The following is a 21,669-nucleotide window of genomic DNA, read 5'->3' on the forward strand; positions in this document are numbered from 1 at the left end:
GCTGGCTTCAGAAACAGCGCGGGCCGACCGATATAGCGGAGGCGATAACCCCGCGGTGATTCCCATGCTCAATCGACTTTCCATCCGTTTCCGTCTCAACGCAGCGCTGACGCTGCTCGCCTTGCTGCTGGCGATTACCGGCACCATTGGCGTGATCGGGATGCGCGCCTCCGACGCAAATATCAACGAGATCTACTCCAATCAGCTCGCTTCGGCATCGCTGATGGGCAAGGCGCAGCTGAATGCCGCGATCGTGCGTACGACGCTCGATCGGGCGGTCTTCCATCCGGATGCGGCCGACGTGCCGGCCATCATCGAGAAGGCCAACGCTTACCGCGCCAAGTCGGAGGGCGCGTGGAAGCAATACAAGGCGCTGCCCATGACGACGGAGGAAGCGCGCCTGGCCGCCGAGGTCGAAGCCAAACGCGCCGCGTTGTTCCGCGACGGTATCGAGCCGTTGATGAACGCCCTGCGCGCGCACGATGCCGCTGCCGCAGACAAGGTGGTCATGACGGTCATCCCGCCGCAGTTTGTGGCGCTGTCTGCGGCCGTCGACGTGCTGGATCGCAGCCAGGCGGAGCAGGCCAAGACGGCCTACGAAGGCGCGGTCGCTCGCTCGCACGCATTTCTGATGCTGATCGTCGGCGCCATCGTGGTGGGCATTGCTGCAGCGCTGGGCTGCGCATTCGGCCTGCATCGCGCGATTTCGGTGCCGCTGTCAAAGATGCTGGGCCACTTCAGCGCGATCTCGCAGGGCAACCTGACCGAGCGCATCACCGTCAGCAGCAAGGACGAAATGGGCGCGCTCACGCAAGGTCTCGTCGACATGCAGCATGGCCTGATCCGTACCATCGTGACGATGCGCGGCGGCAGCGAATCCATCGCCAGCGCCACCAAGCAGATTGCGGCCGGCAACATGGACCTGTCTCAACGCACGGAAGAACAGGCTTCGTCGCTGGAAGAAACGGCGTCGAGCATGGAAGAGCTGACGAGCATCGTGCGCCAGAACGCCGACAACGCGCGTCAGGCCAGCCAGCTTGCGGGCAACGCATCGGACATCGCCGTCAAGGGCGGTGAGGTGGTAGGCCGCGTGATCGAGACGATGTCGGGCATCAATGACAGCAGCAAGAAGATCGCAGACATCATCGGCGTGATCGAAGGCATCGCCTTCCAGACGAACATTCTGGCGCTGAACGCGGCCGTGGAGGCCGCGCGCGCGGGCGAGCAGGGCCGCGGCTTTGCGGTGGTGGCGGGTGAGGTGCGCAGCCTGGCACAGCGCTCGGCCACGGCAGCCAAGGAGATCAAGGAGTTGATCAGCGATTCGGTTGGCCGCGTTGAGAACGGCTCGACGCTGGTGACAGAAGCCGGCGCGGTGATTGACGAAGTGGTTGTGGCAGTCAAGCGCGTGACCGACATCATGGGCGAAATCAGCTCTGCATCGGACGAACAAAGCGCCGGTATCGAGCAAGTCAACCAGGCCGTCACGCAGATGGACGAGGTGACCCAGCAGAACGCTGCGCTGGTGGAAGAGGCTGCTGCTGCTGCTCAATCGCTGGAAGAGCAGGCCGGCGTGCTGCGCGAGGCGGTGGCGTCGTTCCGCTTACCTACAGCGGGTGTGCACACTGAACCTATGCTGGCGCCCGTGGTTGCAAAGGCGGCGCCTGCCGCGTCGGCCACATCTGCCGTGCCCAGCCCGGTTGCTAAACCGGCGGCACGCAAACCTGCCGTGGCGACGGTGCGTGCGACACACAAGCGCCCGGCTGCGCCGGTCAGGCCGGCCGCTGCGCCGGTTCAGAACGCGAAGGGCGCGCCTGCCATGGCAGCCGAACCCAAGCCTGGCAAGCTTGCCTTGGCTGCGGTCTCCAACGATGCCGACGACTGGGAACAGTTCTGACGCAGAAGTCGAAGCGTTCATCTCAACAAGCCGCGCCCCGAGCGCGGCTTCGTGTTTCAGCGCTGTAACCGATTTGCGGAATTGCTTGGGCCGATGTTGTCGGCCTGCATTGCGATTCGCGCGACAACGTAGCGCTCGCCTAGGCAGCCTGCGTGGTCGGCATGCCAGCGGTGTGAGATCCCTCTGGCGGATCCTTTATGCACAAGGCTTTGCGAGCCGCGTCCCGTTGCGCACCGAAGTGCATGCGGCAACATGCGCACCGTGCCGCTCTGGTGCGCTCCACGCTCGCTTAACCCAAACACCCTGCACCTGACCGCTCTGCGCCTCCGTCATTCGTAGGGAGGCCTTGTCCGCTGCCCGGACGAATGTCCCAGCCCATTAGATGGCGTTGCATGCCGTGGCGTTGATCTTGCCACCCTCGCCGCCCGCATCTTGCGTTCACCCATGCAACAACCCGACGTATCCAGCGCGTGTTGGAAGACGTCTGTGGTGCGCTGCACCGCATAGCCGTGCGCTTTGGCGGGCGTTGGTATGGTCCTCGCGTTCTCCCCCGCCGGAAGCAGGCTAGAGGGCGACGCATCAACCCGATCGACAGCAGGTGATTGGGTCGGATGCCACGGCGCAAAGCGGTTGCGCCGCACGTCGAAAAGACCTTGGGGGAAGTATGAGCGCCGCAGCGCAAGGCGGAAGGTACGCCGGACACTGGCAACGCGCCCGTCGGGTGGGAGCAGGGGAGCAACCATGAGCGATCTGCCATGGGAGCTTTACCTGGCGTTGCTCAACACCTTGACGGTGGCGACCACACTCGTCATCTTCATCAGCACCGCCGACGATTTTTTCCTGGACGCCTTTTACTGGGTGCGGGAACTGTGGCTGTGGCCGCAGCGTGGGCGCACGCCGGTCACGATCTCGGCGCAATCGTTGCGCGAGCGCGAAGAGCAATGGCTCGCGATCATGGTGCCGGCGTGGAAGGAGTACGACGTCATCGCCAAGATGGTCGAGAACACCCTGGCGACGATGGAGTACACGCGCTTCATCATCTTTGCCGGTGCGTACCGCAACGATGCGGAAACCACCACCGAAGTCGAGCGCATGGTGCGGCGCTATCCGGGCCGTGTGGTGCGCGCAGCCGTCACGCACGATGGCCCGACGTGCAAGGCTGACTGCCTGAACACCATCATCCAGACCATCATCCGGCACGAGGCAGGCCACGGCATCCGCTTTGCGGGCGTGATCATGCACGACTGTGAAGACGTGATCCACCCGCTGGAGCTGAAGTACTTCAACTACTTCATCCGCGATCAGGATCTCGTGCAGTTGCCGGTGCTATCGCTTGAGCGCAAGTGGTACGAGTGGGTGGCCGGTACGTACATGGATGATTTTTCCGAGACACACCAGAAAGACCTGGTGGCGCGCCAGGCGCTGACCGGCACGGTGCCCGGGGCGGGCGTGGCGCTGTGCTACAGCCGCCGTGCGATCGAGGCGGTGATGAAGGTGCGCGGTGATTCTCCGTTCAACACCAGCACGCTCACCGAAGACTACGACTTCAGCTTCCGGCTGCGCGAACTGGGCATGCGTGAAGCATTCGTGCATTTCCCGATCTGCGAGAACGCAGAGCCGACTGAAGACGCTCAGGGCAAGACAAGAACACGCTGGCGTTTTGGGCGGCGCAAGGGCGCCCGCCCGCAACTGCTGGCCACGCGCGAGTATTTTCCGAGCACGTTCCGCACGGCGTACCGCCAGCGCGCACGCTGGGTGCTCGGCATTGCGTTCCAGGGCTGGTTGCAGATGGGCTGGAACGGCAACCTCATCACACGCTACATGTTCTTCCGGGACCGCAAGGGCGTGCTGACGGCGCTGTTCTCGATCCTCGCGTATGTCCTCTCGCTCAACTATCTGGCGCTTGGCGCACTGATGGCAAAAGGCGTGGTCACGATTCCGGATGGCACGTTCGTGGTCGGCAGCTTCTGGATGCAGGACCTGCTGGCTGTCAATGCCGCGCTGCTGTTCAACCGGCTGGCGCAGCGCGTGTACTTTGTCGGTCGGCTCAATGGCCCGCTGCAAGGCGTGCTGTGTTTGCCCCGGCTGGTGGTGAACAACTTCATCAACTTTTTCTCGGTATGTCGCGCGTGGAAGATCTTCCTGATCTACTGCCTGACCGGTAAGCCCATCGCCTGGGACAAGACGCAGCACACCTATCTGTCGAACGACGCGCTGGGCCGTACCCGTTGCAAGCTGGGCGAGACGCTCGTCAAATGGGAAGTGCTCACGCAGGAGCAGTTGGATGCCGCGCTCGCCATTCAGCACCAGACCGGGCGGCGGCTTGGGCAAGTGCTGATCGAGCAGGGCCTGGTGACGCCCGATACGTTGGCCGATGCGCTGGCCGAGCAGGTTGACCTGCCGCGCGTAAGCCTGACCAACGTGGTGCTCGGTGCGCTGGCCGATTGCCTGCCCCGTGACCTGGCTGTGCGGCATCACGTGGTGCCATTCTCGATTGGCGAAGACGGTTCGCTCAACATCGCCGTGTCCGAGTTACCCGACGGCGAAGTGCTGGAAGAGTTGGCCCGTGCGGCCGGCCGCAAGGTTGCGTGCTTCATGGCGTGCGATCACGAAATGTCGGCAGAGCTGGCGCAGATGGCCGATCCCAACCGCCGTACCACGGTCGTGTTCGGCCCGGCGGCGCATTCGGCCATGCTGGCCGTTGAATCCATGACGGGCGCCGGCCCAGGTGTTGCAGCCGGCACGGCACCCGCACCCGAGGCTTCCACCATCCCCCCGATTCCTGTGCCGCCGGACCTGCCCCCTGGGCCAGACCCGCGGCCGAACCCATCTGTTGCGGGAGGTGTGGCATGACACAAGAGAGAGCCAACCGTTTAACCGTGCGCCATCTGCGCTGGCCGATTGCCGCGGCAGTGTGGGCGCTGTGTCACGGCGTATCGCTGGCAGAGCAGCCTGCGCCGTTGCAGCCCGACGCCTACTTTCGCGCCGACCGGGCCTATCACGCCATCGACGCCAACAAGCTCGACGATGCCGAAGCCGCCACGCGTGCGGCATTGGCCGTGCAGCCTGACAGCCTGCAACTGAACCTGCTGCTGCTGGATGTGCTCACGCGGAAGGGCCAGCTCGGTGCGGCACGCGCGCAGGCCGACGCGCTGCTGCAGAAGTATCCAGACGAGCCGCGCGTATACGCGCAGCACGGGTCTCTCGCGCAGAAAGCCAACGACCCCGCTGTCGCTGAACGGGACTTTGCGCGCGCCGTGCAAGGCACCGACTGGACCGCGCAGGAGCAGCGCAACCTGCATCTGGCCTGGTCGGACAGCGCGTTTTCCGCCAAGCATCCGCAGGCCGCGCTCGATGCGCTCAGCGGCATGAAGGACGACCCCGATGCCGACGTGCAAGTGCGCATCGCGCAGTCACGCCTGCAATTGGGCGATCGGGATGGCGCAACCCAGGCGGCCACGCTGGCCGCCGAACACGCTACGGACCCGGCGCGCCAGCGCTACGCCAAGGCGCTGCTCGCGCAGGCGATGGCGCCGGAAGCGCAGGGCGAAGCCACGTCCGCCAATGATCCGCGCGTGATCGGCCAGCGCGAGTTGAACGAGGCCTACAGTCACTTGCGTGCGCGTGACGACCGCGCTGCGTTGGCAGCGTTCCAGCGCGGCTTCGCCACGGGCGAGGGCAGCTGGACCCACTACGCCGATGCGGCCTATGCAGCAAAGCGCCTGGGCGACAACCCGACCGCCATCAAGCTCTTCCGGGAAAGCCTCGACCATGCCGACGCCGATGCCAAGAGCGAAAGCGGTGGCAATGGAGACGACCGTCTTCAACCGGATCGCCGCTTCGGCTACCGGCGTGAAGTCGAGCAGATGCAGCGCACGTTCGGCATGGTTCTCTCTGGCGCGTATCAAACGTCTGCATTCGGTTTGCCCAACACGGTGAGCGCGGGGCAGGCTGGCGCAGAGGTGTACTGGCAACCGCCCGGCATCGGTTACCGCGACGGCAGCATCTTCCAGCTCTTCGCACGCGGCTACGACAGCGTGTACGACCGCAACGGCAACACGGGTCTGCCGACCGCGCAGGGCTCGGTGGGCGCACGCTACAAGCCAATCAAGGACATCAACCTGGTGTTCACCGCCGAGCGTCTCTTCCGCATCGGGCAACTGACCACCAACGATACATTGCTGCGCATCGGCTTCTCGACCGACCAGGGGCTCGACCTGCAGGTCACCAAACCACGCTGGCAGACGTGGCAGGTGTATGGCGAGGGCGCGTACTTCCTCAACCAGGGCCGCATGATCGTCAGCACGGAAATGCGCTACGGACACACGTGGTTACTCAACTCGATCAGTGATCGCCTGACGGTCTATCCGCATATCGTGCTGGCGGGCGATCACGACAACAAGGCGATCGGGCAGCAGCTCGCTCTTGGTGTTGGCCCAGGCATCAACTTTCGCTACTGGTTTCGCGAGTCGCACTACGCAGCGCCGGCCAGTTGGCTGGATTTGACCGTGCAATACCGCTTGCCATTGACGCACGCGGATCGAGCAAAGGGGGTGGTCGCGCGAGCCATTCTTTGGTTCTAAGGCAACACCGGATTCAAGCAGACCCCAGTCAGAGGTGTCGCAAATGAAACGTTTTTGACCGCCGAGGGAAACGGGTAACAAAGAGGAGCGGCAGCGGCATCCGAAGGATGGCGTCGCAGCGCCATGGCGGCTCAAAGCGGGACGGTTGGCACGGCCTTCGCTCAATGGCGAAGTCTGCGCCGACGTCAGAAGCGACACGTTCGTCGTCGCGCTTTGCGTGCGCCGATGCAGATGACTGGGGGGAATCATGACAGGAAAAATTTTGACCGTGTTCGGCACGCGCCCGGAGGCCATCAAGATGGCGCCGTTGGTGCAGGCATTGCAGGCCGAGGCAGGCTTTGCTTCGGCGGTGTGCGTAAGCGCGCAGCACCGGCAGATGCTGGATCAAGTGCTGGAACTCTTCGGCATCGTGCCGGAGTTTGACCTCAATCTGATGCGGCCGGGGCAGACGCTGTCCGACATCACGTCCAACGTGTTGGGTGGCATCGACGGCGTGCTCGATGCCTACAAGCCCGATGCCGTGCTCGTCCACGGCGACACGACGACCACGCTGGCTGCAAGCCTTGCGGCGTTCTACCGGCGCATTCCGGTCGGGCACGTGGAAGCGGGCTTGCGTACCGGCAACATCTGGTCGCCATGGCCGGAAGAGCTGAACCGGCGCGTCACCGATTCCGTGACCACATGGCACTTCGCGCCCACGGCCGAATCTCGTCAGAACCTCCTGGATGAGGGCATCGACCCCGAACAGGTCACGCTCACCGGCAACACTGTCATCGATGCGCTGCTGGCCGTAAAGCAACGGCTGGACGACGACGCCGCGCTGTCCGCCCAGATGGCGGCGCGCTATCCGTTCCTGGAGGCCGGGCGTCGGATGATCCTGGTGACAGGCCATCGCCGCGAGAACTTTGGCGAGCCGTTCGAGAACTTCTGCGTGGCGCTGCGCGTGCTGGCGGCGCGTCATCCGGATGTGCAGATTGTGTATCCGGTGCACCTGAACCCGAACGTGCAGCAGCCCGTCAACGCCATCCTCTCCGGCCATGACAACGTTCACCTGATTGCGCCGCAGGACTACCTGCCGTTCGTCTATCTGATGGACCGCGCCTACCTGATCGTCACCGATTCCGGCGGCATCCAGGAAGAGGCCCCCGCGCTGGGCAAGCCGGTGCTCGTGACGCGCGACACCACCGAGCGGCCGGAGGCCGTGGCATCGGGCACCGCGCGGCTGGTGGGCACCGATACGCAACGTATCGTCGATGAAGCAGAAACGCTGCTCAACAACACCACCGAATACGCGCGCATGGCGCAGGCTCACAACCCCTACGGCGACGGCCACGCCTGTCGGCGCATTGTCGATGCGCTGAAGAAAGCCTTCACCACACAGCCACAAATGGTGGCGCGCGGCCCGCAACTCATTCGCAAACCGGCCACCGAGGCCGAAATCTTCGATCTGGAAGCGGCGCGTGCCACCGCGCAAGGGTCGTCAACCCAGCACCGCCTGAACGGTTAGGAGGCTTTGATGAAAGCGAAGCAAATCGGGGGCGGTGTGTTGGTTGCCTCCGCACTTGTTGCCGGGTGGCTGATTGTCGCGCCGCCGTGGGCTGGTGATGGAGGCGTGCCCGCCATCGTGATCGGCGCGACGGGCGAGGGCAGTCCCGGTACTGACCCAGACAAGAAGGCCCCAGCGCCCGCGTCTTCCAGGGCGACGGCCACGGCTGCGCAACCCATGCAACCCACGGTTGTGGCAGCAATCACAACCAGGCCCGTGACTGGAGGCGGCCGCGCCTACGGTTATGGCGTCATGGACGAGAACGGACAGGTCATCCCACCGCCACGCCCGGCGGTCATGACCGAAGTCCGCCCCGGCACGCCGGAAAACGAGACGGCAGGTACAGACCGTGGCCACGATCGTGGCCCCAACTTCAACCTCGGGCTCTACCGCCAAGCGGACGGCTCGTTCTATCGCCCATGATTGCCATGAGTCGGAGAGTCATCATGAAGACATTGCTACGTAAGTTCCTGTGTGCGCTCGTCTTTGCGGGCGGCCTGCTTGGCATATCGCTGACAGCGCCAGCACAGGCCGCAACCTGCACGATCGGCCTTGGGCCCATCTGCGTGACGGTGGGTGGAACGACAACCAGCACGCCGGCCCCGATGCTGGTGCTGTACGACGCGCCGCCCAACGACCAGTACACCAATCTGGGCAAGGCGTACGCGATCATGCTGTACAACCTGCTCGCGCACTTCAACACCACCATCACCATGCTGCCCGTGCAGAACTACACGGCTGGCATGACAGAGCAGTACACCGCCATCTTCTACATGGGGAGTTACTACAACAACCCCATACCGGCGGCGTTCCTTTCAGATGTGACCACCACGCAGAAGACCGTGGTTTGGTTCAAATACAACCTGTGGGAACTTGCCTGGAACACGGCGTATCCGTTCACGTCGCGTTACGGCATCAATTTTGTCGGTCTGCGCGGCATGAACGCGGCACCGTCGACGAGCGCGCCGAACCCCGGCTTTTTCGATACGGTGTCATACAAGAACCAGACCATGACCAAGTACTACGCCTTCAATGCCACGACCGGCGCCATCAGCGCTGATCCTGACATTGGCGTGACTTCCGTGGCTGACCCCACCAAGGCGAGCAGCGTGGTGACGATCACGAATTCGGTGACGCAGGAAACGGCGCCATACATCATGCGGTCGGGCAATTTCTGGTATGTGGCCGACATGCCGTTCTCGTATATCGGCCCACGCGACCGCTACCTGGCGATGTGCGACATGCTGCATGACATCCTGGGTACCAACGCGCCTACGCTGCACCGCGCGCTGGTGCGCCTGGAAGACGTCAACGCCACCAATACCGTGACGTCCATCAACACGCTGACGGATTACCTCTACAGCAAGAAGATTCCGTTCTCGATCGCTACCATCCCGCTGTACAAGGACCCGAACGGTGTCTACAACGGCGGCGTGTCGCAGACGATCCACCTGGTCAACGCGACGGGGCTCAAGTCGGCGCTGAACCATGCGTTGCCACGTGGGGGGAAGATCCTGATGCACGGCTACACGCACCAGTACAGCAACATCCCGAACCTCATCAACGCCGTCAGCGCGAACGACTTCGAGTTCTGGCTCGCCACGCAGAACCGGCCTGTGAACGAGGACTCGACGCAATGGGCAGCCGGGCGGTTGTCATCGGGGTTGCTGGAGTTCCAGCTCAATGGCTATGCGCCGTTTGCCTGGGAGGCGCCGCACTATCAATCGTCTCCGTTGTCCATCAAGGCGGTGCCGCAGTACTTCAAAAACACGTATCAGCGCGTGGTGTATTACACATCGGATAACCCGCAGACCTTGAACTCGACCACCGCTGGACATGATTTTTCGGTCGGCCAGTTCTTCCCCTACATCATTCAGAAGGACTACTACAGCCAGCGCATCATTCCGGAAAACTTGGGCAACGTGGAATACAACATCTGCAATATCGATCCGTCGTCATGCCTGACGTACACCGCACAGGACATCCTGACCAATGCGACGTATGCACAGGTGGTACGAGACGGCTTTGCCTCGTTCTTCTTCCATCCGTTCTGGCTGGAGCCGGATCTTGGCACGCCGGGCTATACCGACTTCCAGACCATCATCACCGGGATCACCGGCATGGGGTACACCTGGGCGGACGCGAGCACGGTGAAGTGACGGTGAGGCGGATGCGCTTGTTACTGGCGACTGTCATGCTGGCATTGAGCGCATCCTCTGAGGCCGCAGGGCCGGTGGGCGAAATGCCTGCCGGCGCTGTGCCGTTGTATGGCGTGACGGTTGACGCCGTGGACAACGTGCCTGCCGTGGTGGACGCGTTGTCGCATCTCTCGCGCACGCCTACTGTGCGCGTCGTCTTTGACGAAGGCATGGACGCGCCGCATTACGTTGGGGCGGTGGCCGCCATCCGGGACGTCGCGTACGTGATGGGCGAACTGGTGGATTCCTCCACGCTCAAGCAATACACCGCACCGCAACTGCGCGAGCGTGCCGCCGCTTACCTGCACACGCTCGGCAGCAACGTCGACGTCTGGGAAATCGGTAACGAGATCAACGGCGAATGGACCGGGCCCACACGCGATGTGATCGACAAGACCATGGCGGCCTATGAAGTCATCAGAGCCGGCGGCGGCCGCACGGCGCTCACGCTGTACTACAACGAGGGCTGCGCCGAGCAGCCGTCACGCGCGATGTTCGAGTGGGTGCAACGTAATGTGCCGCTGCGCCTGCGCGATGGGCTCGATTACGTCTTCATCAGCTTCTATGAAGACGACTGCAAGATCCCTCCGCCCGATTGGAACGCGGTATTCACTAGGCTAGGCGGACTGTTTTCGCATGCCGCGCTGGGTTTTGGAGAAGTCGGGACGCGACATGCCGCACGCAAGCCGGCGCTCGTCGCGCATTACTACGGGCTCGCGGTCACGCATCCTCGCTTTGTCGGCGGCTACTTCTGGTGGTACTTCCGCCAGGACATGGTGCCGCGCTCAAGGCCGCTGTGGCGCAGCCTCGATGCGGCGTTCCTTAGCATGCCCGTGGCGGTCAGCCGCTAGCTCGCGCGCTGACGCGTTGGGTGTTTGCCGTTGATTTTCGGTCTGCCAGGTCTTCGGGTTCAACCGGCTCGCCGTCACGACGCACGAGTTGGATGGTGCGTGTGGGCAGTGCGAACGAGGTGCCGAGATTTTCCAGCCCTTCCAGGATCGTCAGGTTGATGCGCTGCTGAATATCCATATAGAGGTTGAAGTCCGGATCGGTCACGAAGTACACGACCTCGAAGTTCAGCGCGTTCTCGCCAAACTCCTTGAAGTGCGCGCGATCAAACCGCGTGTTGCCCGCGGCTTCCACCGCACGGCGCACGATGTCCGGAATCTTCTGCAACTGCGCAGCGCGCGCATCGTAGGTCACCCCAAAGGTGAAGACGATGCGTCGTTCCGACATTCGTTTGTAATTGTGAATCGTGCTCTTGAGCAGCGCCGTGTTGGAAGCGACGATCTCTTCGCCCGACAGGCTGCGGATGCGCGTGGTCTTGAGGCCAACGTGCTGCACCGTGCCGGCAATCGATTCGAAGACGATGAAGTCTCCGATCTCGAACGGCTTATCCAGGCCGATGGCGAGCGAGGCAAACAGGTCACTCAGGATGTTTTGCACCGCCAGCGCCACCGCCACGCCGCCCACACCCAGGCTGGCAACGAAGGCCGTGATGTTGATGCCCACGTTGGCCAGAATGGCCAGCAGCAGCATTGACCACAGCGCAAAGCGCAGCACCCACGCCGTCATGGACGTGATCACGGGATTGCGCGTGGCGTGGGTCTGCGTCGACAGCCGGTCACGCGCCCACAGCTTCACGCCGCGATTGAGCCACAGGGCAATCTGGAAACCGATGATGACGAACCAGATGTGGTCGAGCTTGTTGGCAATGCGCGTTGGCAGATCGATGAAGTACGAACCTGCGAGCAATGCGGCCAGCGCAATGAACAGCGGATGCGTATCGCGCAGCACCGCTGTGACGAGAATGTCGAAGCGGTAGCCGGTACGGCGCGCGCGCGCGTCAAACCGGTTGCAGATCAGGTGCAAGACACTGGACAGCACCACATATGCAGCGATCACAGTCAATGCGGCGGCGGCCCAATCGCGGGCCGGCACGCGCAGGAAGGTGTGGGCGTTGAGCCACTCCATGGGCATCTCCGTGCAGAAAACACGGATGCTGCGCCGCACATAGCGTGCCTGCCCTTACTGCCGCAGCGCTGCCTTCGGCTCGGCGTCGGTCGGTACGCACACGCGGTTGCGGCCCTGACGCTTGGCTTCCATCAGGCCGAGATCGGCATCGGCCAACAGGTGTGCCAGGTCCTGCCCGGGGCGTAGCGGAGCGGCGCCCACGCTCACTGTCAGCGGCCCCGCGGGCGTTTGCGTGCCGGCCACCGCAGTCTTGAGCCGCTCCACCACGGCAAGCGCGCCGGTCAGGCCGCAACCCGGCAGCAGCACGGCAAACTCGTCGCCGCCCAGCCGGCCGAACAGGTCAGCCGGGCGCAGCACGCCAGCCAGCGCATCAGACAGCGCGACGAGTGCCTCGTCACCGGCGGCATGTCCCCACGTATCGTTGATGGATTTGAAGTGATCGACGTCGAGGTAGAGCGCGCACAGCGGCTCGACATGATGTTGCGCGCGCTCTACCGCAAAGGTCCCCAGCTCGAAGAAGCGTTGCCGTGCGAGCATGCCGGTCAGGTGGTCGGTGTTGGCCCGATCGGCCAGACTGCGTTCGGCCGCAAAGTGCCGCGCCATGGCGCGCAGCAGGTAGTGGTGAATGACGGCGGCCGCAGCCATGCAGATTGGCAGATAGAGCACCAATCCCAGCCAGCCGTGGTGGATTGCCGTGGGGGGGTCTGGCGCGATCAGCAGCGCGACGATGGGCCCGGCCGCGCACAGCGCCATGGCGATGCAGAAGTCGCGCCGGTTGAGCCACGCGGGGCTGGTGGCAAGCGGCATCAGATAGAACGCCGGCAGTACCCATTGGAGCCCCGCCTGATGACCGAACGCGATGATGGCCACTTCCTCTGCCAGCAGGTGCGTGAGCGCCAGCAGCCCCCACATGCCGGTGTGCCGATACCGCTGTGCCACCACCACGATCGCCATCAGCAGCAGGAGCAGCGCAAGCAGCGGCTCCGGCCGATGCAGTAGCCCGACCGACCAGCCCAGCACGATCGCGAAGGCGTAACCGAGCACGCCGCATTTGCTCAGCGCGATGATCATCGGCACAAAATGGCGCGCCTGATAGTCACGCGAGGGTGTGCGTGCGTCGGGCAGGTCGGAGGCGGTAGGCAGGTTCGCGCTCAAGGCAGGGCAAGAGAGACCCTCTGGCGCGACGGGATGATGCGGGCGCGGGCGGGGCCGAATTGCGCAACAAAGCGCGCATTCTAATGGCGGCAGGCAACCCCGTGCGCGGATTTTTAGTGGGGGGAATCCCGCAATGTGTGTCTCAGCCTGCCAGCACTTGCCACACCAGCCACACATTGGCAACGCTGATGACGATGAACAGCCCCCACGCCAGCCAAGACGTTAACCGGCTGTTAACAAACACCCCCATCAGCGTGCGATCGCCCGTCATGCGGATCAGCGGAAGCATCGCAAACGGCAGTTGCAAGCCGAGCACCACCTGGCTGATGACAAGCAGTTTGCCGATGGCGTGGTCACCCAGCAGCGCCACGCCGATGAACGCGGGGACCAGCGCCAGTGCCCGCGTGATCAAACGCCGCTGCCAGCAGGGGATGCGCAAGTCGAGGAAGCCCTCCATCAGGACCTGCCCCGCGATGGTGCCGGTAAAGGTTGAGCTTTGCCCCGCCGCCAGTAACGCGATGCCAAACAGCAGCCCGGCCAACGCCGTTCCGACGATGGGCTCCAGCAGATGGTAGGCGTCCTCGATGTCGGCCACGTTCTGATGGCCGTGCGCATTGAATGCCGCTGCCGCCAGGATCAGGATTGCGCCGTTCACCAGCAGTGCCAAGCCCAGCGACGCGATCGTGTCCAGCCGCGACAGGCCGATGGCCTCGCGCTTGGCATCTTCGGTGTTGGCCGTCATGCGCGTCTGCACGATGGACGAGTGCAGGTACAGGTTGTGCGGCATCACCGTGGCGCCGAGGATGCCGATGGCCAGATACAGCGGCTCGCGCTGGCTCACGGCCTGCCACGAGGGCATCAGCCCGGCCGCCACTGAAGGCCAGTGCGGCTTGATGAGCACGAGTTCAACGAAGTAGCACAGCCCAATCGTGAGAATGAGCCCCAGCACGATGGCTTCCAGTTGGCGGAAGTTCTTGCCCTTCAGGCCCAGCACGATCAGCGTGTCCAGCGCGGTGAGCGCCACGCCCCAAAGGATCGGCACGCCCAGCAGCAGGTGGAAGGCCAGCGCGCAGCCCAGCACCTCAGCCAGGTCGCACGCAATGATGGACAGCTCTGCCAGCAGCCATTGCACCCGCAATGCGCCGGGCTGATAGCGGTTGCGGGAGGCGCGCGCCAGATCCATGCCGGTGACGATGCCCAGCCGCGCCGACAGACATTGCAGCACCATGGCCGCCAAGCTGGAGAGCACCACCACGAACAGCAACGCATAGCCGTAACGCGAACCGGCTTCGATGTCAGTCGCCCAGTTGCCCGGGTCCATATAGCCGACCGATACCAGCAGCCCCGGTCCCGCAAAACGCAGCAGCTTCTTCCACAGCGGCAAGCCTGGCGGCACGGCAACGGTGCCGCGCACCTCGGATGGGCAGAACGGGGCGGTGGCGGTCGTGGGGAGGCGGAACATGCGCGTGTTGCTAAGGAAAATGCAATCGGAATTTCGAAATGATAGCTAAACGCCACGCCGCACGTCTGAAACCGCGCCCGATATGTGTTGGTGGGGCGACTTTCTCGTCACGTGTCTCCACACATTTAAGGCAAAGCTCAGTCCGTTGCGGTAGATTTCGAGCTTCGCCGGCGCCTGTTTTCCACGCGCCGGTTGTCCGTTTACCGTCATTACCGCCGCCGAGATTCCCGCGCATGAACGCCATCCTCCTTATCGAAGACGATTTGCCGTTGGGCACGGCGCTGGCCCGCGCGCTGCGTCAGGCCGGCTACAACGCGACCTGGGTGCGCCGCCTGGTCGACGCGCAGAAATGGATCACCACCAACACCTTCGAAGCCATCGTGCTCGATCTTGGGCTGCCCGATGGTGAGGGCCATACCTTCCTGGAGGAACTGCGTGCCGCGCACAGCGACGTCCCCGTCATCATTGCCAGCGCGCGCGATGCGCTGTCTGAGCGCCTCAAGGGGCTGGATTCCGGCGCGGACGACTTTCTCGTCAAGCCGTTTCCCGTGGATGAACTCATCGCCCGCCTGCGCGCCGTGCTGCGCCGGCATGCGGGGCAGAGCACCAACCAGTGGAACGTCGGCAACCTGGTGGTGGAGCCCTCGCAGAAGCGTGTGACGCAAGAGGGCCAAGTCATCGAGCTGACGCCACGCGAATACCAACTGCTGCTTGAACTTGTGCGCCGCGCCCACCGCTGGGTGCCGCGCGAAACGCTCATGGACGCGCTCTACCGTGAGGGCGACAGCGTGAGCGCCAACGCGCTGGAAGTCGTCATCCACCACCTGCGCCGCAAGCTCGGCAACGAAACCATCCAGACCATTCGCGGTGTCGGCTACATGATCGGTGGCAACCGCGGGGCCGCCCAATGAAGCTGGCGGTTCCAGCCATCCTGCGGGTTCGCTCGCTGTCGTTCCGCCTGTATGTGCTGATCCTGCTCGCGCTGGTGCTGATGCTGCTGGTGCAGCTCGTCATCGCGCATCTGGAAATCTCGCGCACCAACAGCCGCCAGGTGGTGAGCGACCTGCGCATGTCGGCGCAGGCCTATGCGGACCTCACCACGCTCAACATGGATGATGTGCCGCGCCGCGAAGAATTCCTGCGCCGCCTCACCGACATCAAGCTGGGCCTGTCGCTGCCCAACATCCTGCCGGGCGAATTCCGCTACGTGCTGTGCGATCGCGCGGGCCACGTCATCACCGCCTTCCCGGGTGCACCCACCATGCCGTGCGGCAAGACGCACGACACCGTTGTCGAGGTCATGCTGGAGGGCAAGCCGTGGCGCAGTTATACGGTCGACAGCGTCGACGGCAAGATCTCGGCCACTGTGGCGCAGCCCCTGACCGCGTACGAGCGCGCCATTCGCGACCTGTTCGAAGAGGTCGCGGTGGCGCTGGCCATTCTGGCGAGCGCGCTGATGGTGATGGTCGGTTGGGCCGCGCACCAGGGCCTCAAGCCGCTGCGCACGCTCACGCGCCAGGTTGAGGCGCGTGACTCTGCCGACCTCGACCCCGTGCAGAGCGTCGAACACGCCGAGCTGAAACCGCTGGTCGATGCCTTGAACGGGCTGTTCGCGCGTGTGCGTCGCGGCATCGAGGCGGACCGCCGTTTCTTTGCCGATGCCGCGCACGAACTGCGTACGCCGTTGGCGGCCATTCAGGCGCAGGCGTATGTCGTGTCGCACTCCGATAGCGAAGACGACCGTTCTACCGCGCTGCGCGAGTTCGACCGCGGCATTTCACGCGCGACGCAGTCGCTTGCAAAGCTGCTCGCCATTGCGCGGCTGGATGCGCGTCGCGTGGAGGCGCAGCTTGCGCAGGGCGCGTTGTCCGACTTGGCGGGCTGTGCACGCAGCGGCGTGATCCAGCAGGCCTCGCGCGCAGAGCGTCGCAACATCACGCTGTCGTACGACGGCGCCAACCAGGCGTGGGTGTCGGTTTCGCATGAAGACGCTGCGACGCTGGTGGAAAACGTGCTCGACAACGCCGTGCGCGAAACGCCCAACGGCGGCGAGGTGCGCTTGGCCGTCAAGCGCATCGAGCAGGCGGGCGTGCCGATGGTCGAGCTGCGCATTGAAGACTCCGGCCCCGGTATCCCACCTGACGAGCGCGATCGCGTATTCGAGCGTTTCTACCGCCCGCGCACCAGCCAGTCGCAGGGCAGTGGCCTGGGCCTGGCGATCGTGCGCCGTATCGTGGAATTGGGGAATGGCTCGGTGGCCATCGAAGACGGCCTCGCACATGCGGACGGCAGAGGCTGCGCGATTGTGATCCGCCTGCCGGCGCTGGATTCCGCGCCCGAGCCGATCGAGCCCGATGATGCGCCTCCGGGCATGGCCGACACGCCCAGCCATTGATTGGCGCGCGCCGGCACTGCCGTCCACCTGCCGCTGATCAGTAACCGACCGTGAAGCGCTGGCGCGGGTGTGCCGGCTTTTCCGTTTCATCGAGGAAGGCGATCGCGTAGTCTTCCATCGAAATCCATGGCTTGCCGTTGGCATCCACGAGCAGCGAGTCTTTGCCGACGCGGAAGTGCCCAGTGCGCTCGCCCGGTTCGAAGATGGCCGACGGCGACACGAACGTCCAGTTCAACTCGGTTTCCTTGCGCAGCGCATTAAGGAAATCGCGGCCGGCCGAGGCTTCGTCAAAGTACTCCTTGGGGAACTGCGGCGTGTCGATCAGCGCCACGCCCGGGGCCACTTCCAGGCTGCCGGCACCACCCACCACCAGCAGGCGCGGCACGGCCGCCTTCTTCACCGCACCAACGATCTGGTCGGCGCTTGCCTGCAGAAAGCGCACCGTACTGAAGGCCACATCGTTGCCCGCGAGTGCGGCCGTAAGCGCGGCGTGATCGGCCACATCCACATCCTTGGTGGTCAGGCCGGCACGTGCGGGCAGCTTGGATGCCGTGCGCGCAATGGCGGTCACCTCGTGACCGCGGCGCAGTGCTTCGTCGATCAGGCGGGTGCCCACGCGCCCCGTGGCGCCAATGATTGCGATCTTCATAGTCAACTCCTTATGGAATGGTTTGAGCGGTTGAAACGTTATATGTAATTAATGCAGTTACATATAGGGGTAAAAAAATAGGCCGACGTGGCGGCCTAGCTAGGCTCGACGGCGGCGGCGTTGTGCGTGTCCCACCTCGTTGAGGATGCTGGCGATGGTTTGCGAAGCAAGCTCCGCTTCCAGCGCGGATTGCGCCCGCTCCGTCACACGCTCCAGCACGCCGGTGATCTCGCGGCCGACCTCGCACGCTGGGTTGGGTGCATTGGGCGGCAGTGCAATCAGCACCGGCGATTCCACCACACGAAAGACGTCCAGCAGCGTGATGCGGTCTGCCGGCCGTGCCAGCGTGGCGCCGCCCGTCGCGCCCATCTGCGAGGTCACGAAACCGGCGTCGGCCAGTTGCGCCACCAGACGCCGAATGAGCGCTGGGTTGGTTCCCACGCTGCCCGCGATCAGCGACGACGGCACCGGCCCCTCTGCGCTGGCAAGCAGGGTGAGGATATGCACGGCGACGGCGAAGCGGCTGCTGGTAGACATGGTGGTGAACGCAAAAGTGTAACCATGGTAGATACACTTTGAGGCGCGGTCAACCCCGTTGGCAGGTGAGCACTTCAGAAGACGGATGCCAGTGCGGCGGCGCGTGCTTTGGCATCTGCCTTGGCGGTCGCCAGCACGTCGGGCGTGGTGAGCGTGGGTGCTGCGCTGATCTCGGTCACGTCTTCAATGCCCAGGAAGCGCAGCCAGCGGCGCAGATAAGGTTTCTGGAAATCGTCCGGCGATTCGCTTGCGCCTTCAGTGTGCGCAGCGTACGCACCGGCGCTGGCGTAGATGAGGGCCGCCTTCTTGCCCGAGAGCAGCGCCTGATAGCCGGTGGCCGGCGACCAGTTCCAGTTCTGCCCCGGCAGGGTCACCACATCAATGAAGTGCTTGAGCCGATAGGGCACCCCAAAATTCCACATCGGCACAGAGAAGAGATAGTGGTCTGCCGCATTGAAGCGTTGCGACAGCGCCACCGCGCGCTGCCATTGCGCACGCTGTTCCGGCGTGGCGTTCTGGGTGCGCAGAACCGCAAACTTGGCGCCGATCATGTCGGCGTCGAATTCAGGCAGGTCGACGTCCTTACTCCACAAGTCGATCGTGTCCATCTCATGGCCTGGGTGCGCGGTGCGGTAGGCGTCGAGAAACTGCTTTGCCACGTCGATGGAGTGGGACAGCGTTTTCATGGGAGAGGCTTCGATATAGAACAGACGGGTCATGACGGGCTCCTGATGCGGTCTTAGGCTGCGTTGAAGAAATTGAGGCCGACGGTGCCGGCAATCACCAGCCCGATGCAGGCCAGGCGCGCGGGCTGCATGCTCTCGCCAAACAGCACGATGCCGAGCACGGTTACCCCCACGGAGCCGATGCCCGTCCAGATGGCGTAGGCCGTGCCGGCGGGCAGGCCGCGCATGGCATGCGTGAGTAGGAAGACGCTGGCGAGCGCCGTCACGATGCCAAGCGCGCTGGGGATGGGGCGCGTCCACCCCTGCGCAAACTTGAGCGAGATCGCCATGGCGATCTCCACAGCGCCGGCTGCCAGCAGCCAGAGCCAAGCGGTTTGAAGCATGAAGCCTCCAGGAATGTTCGTTGTCCGGTTGGCAAGCAGATGCGTTGCGATGCGGCCAGAGTAGGGATGGGACGACGTGGCAACAAGTACGCACCTAGAGGTAACCACCAGGCACGATGCGGGTATCAGCGCCCCAGGCCAGCCCACCAAACGATCTGCGCGCCAAGTTGGCAAATACGCAATTCGCTGCCGTGCCGCGGCGCGCGATCGGCATCATCGTTGGCGCCGCTGCTCCTAAGCTAGACGCCATGCAAGGTGGCTTGTCGCCACCCTTGGATTCATTCTGGCGTCCAACCATTCAGGAGCGTTGTCATGGCCCTTCGGGATTTCAAAGTGCTCACTTTCGATGTCGTCGGAACGTTGATCGACTTCGAGGGGGGCATGCTTGCCTACCTGCGCCGTGCGGTGCCCGACAGCAGGGTCACCGACGAGGATTTTCTGGGCGCGTATCGGGCAGCACGCAAACGCGGCCAGACCGAGTGGTATCCCGACGATCTCGTGCCGTGCTGGCACATCGTGGCGCAACAGCTTGGCCTGCCCGATAGCGACGCGCTGGCGCATGGTTTTCGAGATTCGGTGGCCGAATGGCCGGCGTTTCCCGACTCGGTGGAGGCGCTGCAGCGATTGAGCAAGCGCTTCAAGCTCGTCACCATGACCAACGCGCAGTCGTGGGCGCTCGAACATTTCCAGCGGACGCTGGGCGCACCGTTCGACCTGCTGCTCAGCTGCGACGATGCCCTCTGCGAGAAGCCCGATGCGCAGTATTTTGCCTATGCACGCGGCCGCTATGAAGGCGCCTGGGGCTTCAAGCAAGCCGACAACCTGCACGTGGCGCAGAGCCAGTACCACGACATCGGCGTCTCCAAACGACTGGGCATCACCACCTGCTGGATCGAGCGCCGGCATGGCATGAAAGACTCGGGCGGAACCATCGAGTCGGAGCACACCGTGCCCGACTACCACTTCCATACGCTGGCCCAGCTGGCCGACGCGGTCGAGGCCGGCGAGTGAAGCCCGACGCCATTGCGGAGCCGGTCGCCGATCTGCTGCCAGACCTCGTGGCACTGCGCCGCAACTTGCATGCGAATCCGGAACTCGCCTACGAAGAACACCGGACGGCCGGCATCGTCGCGCAGTCGCTGCGGGTGTTGGGTCTGGCGGTGGAAGAGGGCATTGGCGGTACCGGCGTGGTCGGCACGCTGCGCGGCGGGCGCGGCACCCGCAGTGTCGCGCTGCGCGCCGACATGGATGCGCTGCCGATGGTGGAACTGGGCCGATCACCGCACGCGAGCCGCTCACAGGGCAAGCATCACGGCTGCGGGCATGATGGGCACACCAGCATGCTGATTGGCGCTGCGCGCCAGCTTGCGCGCACGGGCATTGACGGCACCGTCCACTTCATCTTCCAGCCTGCCGAAGAGGGCCAGGCCGGTGCGCGCCGGATGATTGAAGACGGCCTGTTCGAGCGATTTCCATGCGATGCCATCTATGCGCTGCACAACTGGCCGGATCTGCCGCTCGGACATGCGCAGACGCGGCCGGGCCCGATCATGGCGGCGGCAGATCGGTTCGATATCACCGTGCGCGGGCGTGGCGGGCATGCGGCCCAACCGCACCACACGCCGGACGCCATCCTCGCCGCCAGCCAGCTTGTGGCGCAACTGCACACCATCGTGTCGCGCCGCATTGATCCGAGTGAATCGGCGGTGTTGTCCGTCACGCGCATCGAAGGCGGTCACAGCCATAACGTGTTGCCGCCCGAAGTACGCATCACCGGCACCGTGCGCAGCTTTGATGCTGTATCGCAGGATCGCATCGAGGCGGCGCTGCGGGACACGGCCAATGGCATCGCGCTGGGCAGCGGCACGCAGGTGGCGGTGGATTACCGCCGCTATTACCCGGCCACCATCAACACGCCGGCCGAAGCGATGCTCGCATTGGACGCAGCGCAAGCGATCGGCCTGCAGGCTGCAGAGGCGCCACGCGCTGCATTCACTTCCGAAGACTTCGCGTTCATGCTGCAGCGCAAGCTCGGCGCCTATCTCTGGCTCGGCCAAGGCCGTGCCGACGCCGGCCCCGATGGCGAATACCCGCTGCACCACCCGTGCTACGACTTCAACGACGACGCGCTGCCACTGGGTGTGCGCTGGTTCTGCGAAGTTGCCCGCCGCGCGTTGGCTGCGGTTCCATCTGCTTCTTGAACTGCG

At 64.1% G+C, this 21,669-nt stretch carries 18 protein-coding genes; 11 read left to right on the forward strand and 7 right to left on the reverse strand.

What is annotated here, in order from left to right; translation table 11 throughout:
• Positions 1-64: 64 nt before the first annotated feature.
• From NKG59_RS22080 to NKG59_RS22110, 7 genes are all read left to right on the forward strand, one after another.
• Complete coding sequence (locus NKG59_RS22080; protein WP_253541443.1) at positions 65-1,894, forward strand: methyl-accepting chemotaxis protein; 1,830 nt, start codon at positions 65-67, stop codon at positions 1,892-1,894.
• Positions 1,895-2,635: 741 nt separating this feature from the next.
• Complete coding sequence (locus tag NKG59_RS22085; protein WP_253541447.1) at positions 2,636-4,747, forward strand: glycosyl transferase family protein; 2,112 nt, start codon at positions 2,636-2,638, stop codon at positions 4,745-4,747.
• On the forward strand, positions 4,744-6,477 hold the full coding sequence (locus NKG59_RS22090) for an NfrA family protein (RefSeq protein ID WP_253541450.1): 1,734 nt from the start codon (positions 4,744-4,746) through the stop codon (positions 6,475-6,477). Before NKG59_RS22085 ends, NKG59_RS22090 begins: the two co-directional genes overlap by 4 nt.
• A gap of 247 nt (positions 6,478-6,724) precedes the next feature.
• Positions 6,725-7,984: a non-hydrolyzing UDP-N-acetylglucosamine 2-epimerase gene (wecB, locus tag NKG59_RS22095; RefSeq protein ID WP_253541454.1), complete on the forward strand. Its 1,260-nt coding sequence runs from the start codon at positions 6,725-6,727 to the stop codon at positions 7,982-7,984.
• Between the two features lie 9 nt (positions 7,985-7,993).
• Positions 7,994-8,446, forward strand: a complete 453-nt coding sequence (locus tag NKG59_RS22100) for a hypothetical protein (protein ID WP_045203431.1) — start codon at positions 7,994-7,996, stop codon at positions 8,444-8,446.
• Between the two features lie 23 nt (positions 8,447-8,469).
• Positions 8,470-10,182: a DUF2334 domain-containing protein gene (locus NKG59_RS22105; RefSeq protein WP_045203430.1), complete on the forward strand. Its 1,713-nt coding sequence runs from the start codon at positions 8,470-8,472 to the stop codon at positions 10,180-10,182.
• Positions 10,183-10,184: 2 nt separating this feature from the next.
• Positions 10,185-11,072, forward strand: a complete 888-nt coding sequence (locus NKG59_RS22110) for a hypothetical protein (protein ID WP_045203554.1) — start codon at positions 10,185-10,187, stop codon at positions 11,070-11,072.
• Here the strand turns inward: NKG59_RS22110 and NKG59_RS22115 are convergent.
• From NKG59_RS22115 to NKG59_RS22125, 3 genes are all read right to left on the reverse strand, one after another.
• Positions 11,062-12,195, reverse strand: coding sequence for a mechanosensitive ion channel family protein (locus NKG59_RS22115; protein ID WP_253541458.1), 1,134 nt, complete (start codon positions 12,193-12,195; stop codon positions 11,062-11,064). The genes NKG59_RS22110 and NKG59_RS22115 overlap by 11 nt on opposite strands.
• Before the next feature lie 54 nt (positions 12,196-12,249).
• Positions 12,250-13,350 (reverse strand): GGDEF domain-containing protein, encoded by a 1,101-nt coding sequence (locus tag NKG59_RS22120; RefSeq protein ID WP_253541461.1) that lies wholly within the window; start codon positions 13,348-13,350, stop codon positions 12,250-12,252.
• Positions 13,351-13,492: 142 nt separating this feature from the next.
• The gene (locus tag NKG59_RS22125; RefSeq protein ID WP_253541465.1) at positions 13,493-14,812 is read right to left on the reverse strand and encodes an Nramp family divalent metal transporter; all 1,320 of its coding nucleotides are present in this window, start codon (positions 14,810-14,812) and stop codon (positions 13,493-13,495) included.
• Between the two features lie 233 nt (positions 14,813-15,045).
• Between NKG59_RS22125 and NKG59_RS22130 the strand changes: the two genes are divergently transcribed.
• A complete protein-coding gene (locus NKG59_RS22130; protein ID WP_004631528.1) occupies positions 15,046-15,723 on the forward strand; it encodes a response regulator in 678 nt (225 codons plus the stop codon).
• A complete protein-coding gene (locus tag NKG59_RS22135) occupies positions 15,720-17,207 on the forward strand; it encodes an ATP-binding protein (RefSeq protein ID WP_253541467.1) in 1,488 nt (495 codons plus the stop codon). The genes NKG59_RS22130 and NKG59_RS22135 overlap by 4 nt, the downstream gene beginning before the upstream one ends.
• Before the next feature lie 37 nt (positions 17,208-17,244).
• Here the strand turns inward: NKG59_RS22135 and NKG59_RS22140 are convergent, their stop codons facing one another.
• The 4 genes from NKG59_RS22140 to NKG59_RS22155 all read right to left on the reverse strand — a co-directional run bounded on the left by NKG59_RS22140 (position 17,245) and on the right by NKG59_RS22155 (position 19,462).
• Positions 17,245-17,856 (reverse strand): NAD(P)-dependent oxidoreductase, encoded by a 612-nt coding sequence (locus NKG59_RS22140; protein WP_253541470.1) that lies wholly within the window; start codon positions 17,854-17,856, stop codon positions 17,245-17,247.
• Between the two features lie 99 nt (positions 17,857-17,955).
• On the reverse strand, positions 17,956-18,393 hold the full coding sequence (locus NKG59_RS22145; RefSeq protein WP_253541472.1) for an Rrf2 family transcriptional regulator: 438 nt from the start codon (positions 18,391-18,393) through the stop codon (positions 17,956-17,958).
• A 74-nt stretch (positions 18,394-18,467) separates the two neighbouring features.
• A complete protein-coding gene (locus tag NKG59_RS22150) occupies positions 18,468-19,112 on the reverse strand; it encodes an FMN-dependent NADH-azoreductase (RefSeq protein ID WP_045203424.1) in 645 nt (214 codons plus the stop codon).
• Between the two features lie 20 nt (positions 19,113-19,132).
• On the reverse strand, positions 19,133-19,462 hold the full coding sequence (locus NKG59_RS22155) for a DMT family transporter (RefSeq protein WP_045203423.1): 330 nt from the start codon (positions 19,460-19,462) through the stop codon (positions 19,133-19,135).
• Between the two features lie 312 nt (positions 19,463-19,774).
• Here NKG59_RS22155 and NKG59_RS22160 point away from each other — a divergent pair, with 312 nt between their 5' ends.
• On the forward strand, positions 19,775-20,473 hold the full coding sequence (locus NKG59_RS22160; RefSeq protein WP_253541474.1) for an HAD-IA family hydrolase: 699 nt from the start codon (positions 19,775-19,777) through the stop codon (positions 20,471-20,473).
• A complete protein-coding gene (locus NKG59_RS22165; protein ID WP_253541476.1) occupies positions 20,470-21,663 on the forward strand; it encodes an amidohydrolase in 1,194 nt (397 codons plus the stop codon). Before NKG59_RS22160 ends, NKG59_RS22165 begins: the two co-directional genes overlap by 4 nt.
• Positions 21,664-21,669: the final 6 nt, after the last annotated feature.

Origin of the sequence: Ralstonia chuxiongensis, from assembly GCF_024158925.1 — a bacterium.
Classification (GTDB): Bacteria; Pseudomonadota; Gammaproteobacteria; order Burkholderiales; family Burkholderiaceae; genus Ralstonia; species Ralstonia chuxiongensis.

Coding starts and splice junctions, on each gene's coding strand:
- NKG59_RS22150 (WP_045203424.1), bottom strand. CDS start 19,112: ATGACCCGTCTGTTCTATATCGAAGCCTCTCCCATGAAAACGCTGTCC.
- NKG59_RS22100 (WP_045203431.1), top strand. CDS start 7,994: ATGAAAGCGAAGCAAATCGGGGGCGGTGTGTTGGTTGCCTCCGCACTT.
- NKG59_RS22130 (WP_004631528.1), top strand. CDS start 15,046: ATGAACGCCATCCTCCTTATCGAAGACGATTTGCCGTTGGGCACGGCG.
- NKG59_RS22080 (WP_253541443.1), top strand. CDS start 65: ATGCTCAATCGACTTTCCATCCGTTTCCGTCTCAACGCAGCGCTGACG.
- NKG59_RS22145 (WP_253541472.1), bottom strand. CDS start 18,393: ATGTCTACCAGCAGCCGCTTCGCCGTCGCCGTGCATATCCTCACCCTG.
- NKG59_RS22135 (WP_253541467.1), top strand. CDS start 15,720: ATGAAGCTGGCGGTTCCAGCCATCCTGCGGGTTCGCTCGCTGTCGTTC.
- NKG59_RS22085 (WP_253541447.1), top strand. CDS start 2,636: ATGAGCGATCTGCCATGGGAGCTTTACCTGGCGTTGCTCAACACCTTG.
- NKG59_RS22105 (WP_045203430.1), top strand. CDS start 8,470: ATGAAGACATTGCTACGTAAGTTCCTGTGTGCGCTCGTCTTTGCGGGC.
- NKG59_RS22125 (WP_253541465.1), bottom strand. CDS start 14,812: ATGTTCCGCCTCCCCACGACCGCCACCGCCCCGTTCTGCCCATCCGAG.
- NKG59_RS22140 (WP_253541470.1), bottom strand. CDS start 17,856: ATGAAGATCGCAATCATTGGCGCCACGGGGCGCGTGGGCACCCGCCTG.
- NKG59_RS22090 (WP_253541450.1), top strand. CDS start 4,744: ATGACACAAGAGAGAGCCAACCGTTTAACCGTGCGCCATCTGCGCTGG.
- wecB (WP_253541454.1), top strand. CDS start 6,725: ATGACAGGAAAAATTTTGACCGTGTTCGGCACGCGCCCGGAGGCCATC.
- NKG59_RS22115 (WP_253541458.1), bottom strand. CDS start 12,195: ATGGAGTGGCTCAACGCCCACACCTTCCTGCGCGTGCCGGCCCGCGAT.
- NKG59_RS22155 (WP_045203423.1), bottom strand. CDS start 19,462: ATGCTTCAAACCGCTTGGCTCTGGCTGCTGGCAGCCGGCGCTGTGGAG.
- NKG59_RS22160 (WP_253541474.1), top strand. CDS start 19,775: ATGGCCCTTCGGGATTTCAAAGTGCTCACTTTCGATGTCGTCGGAACG.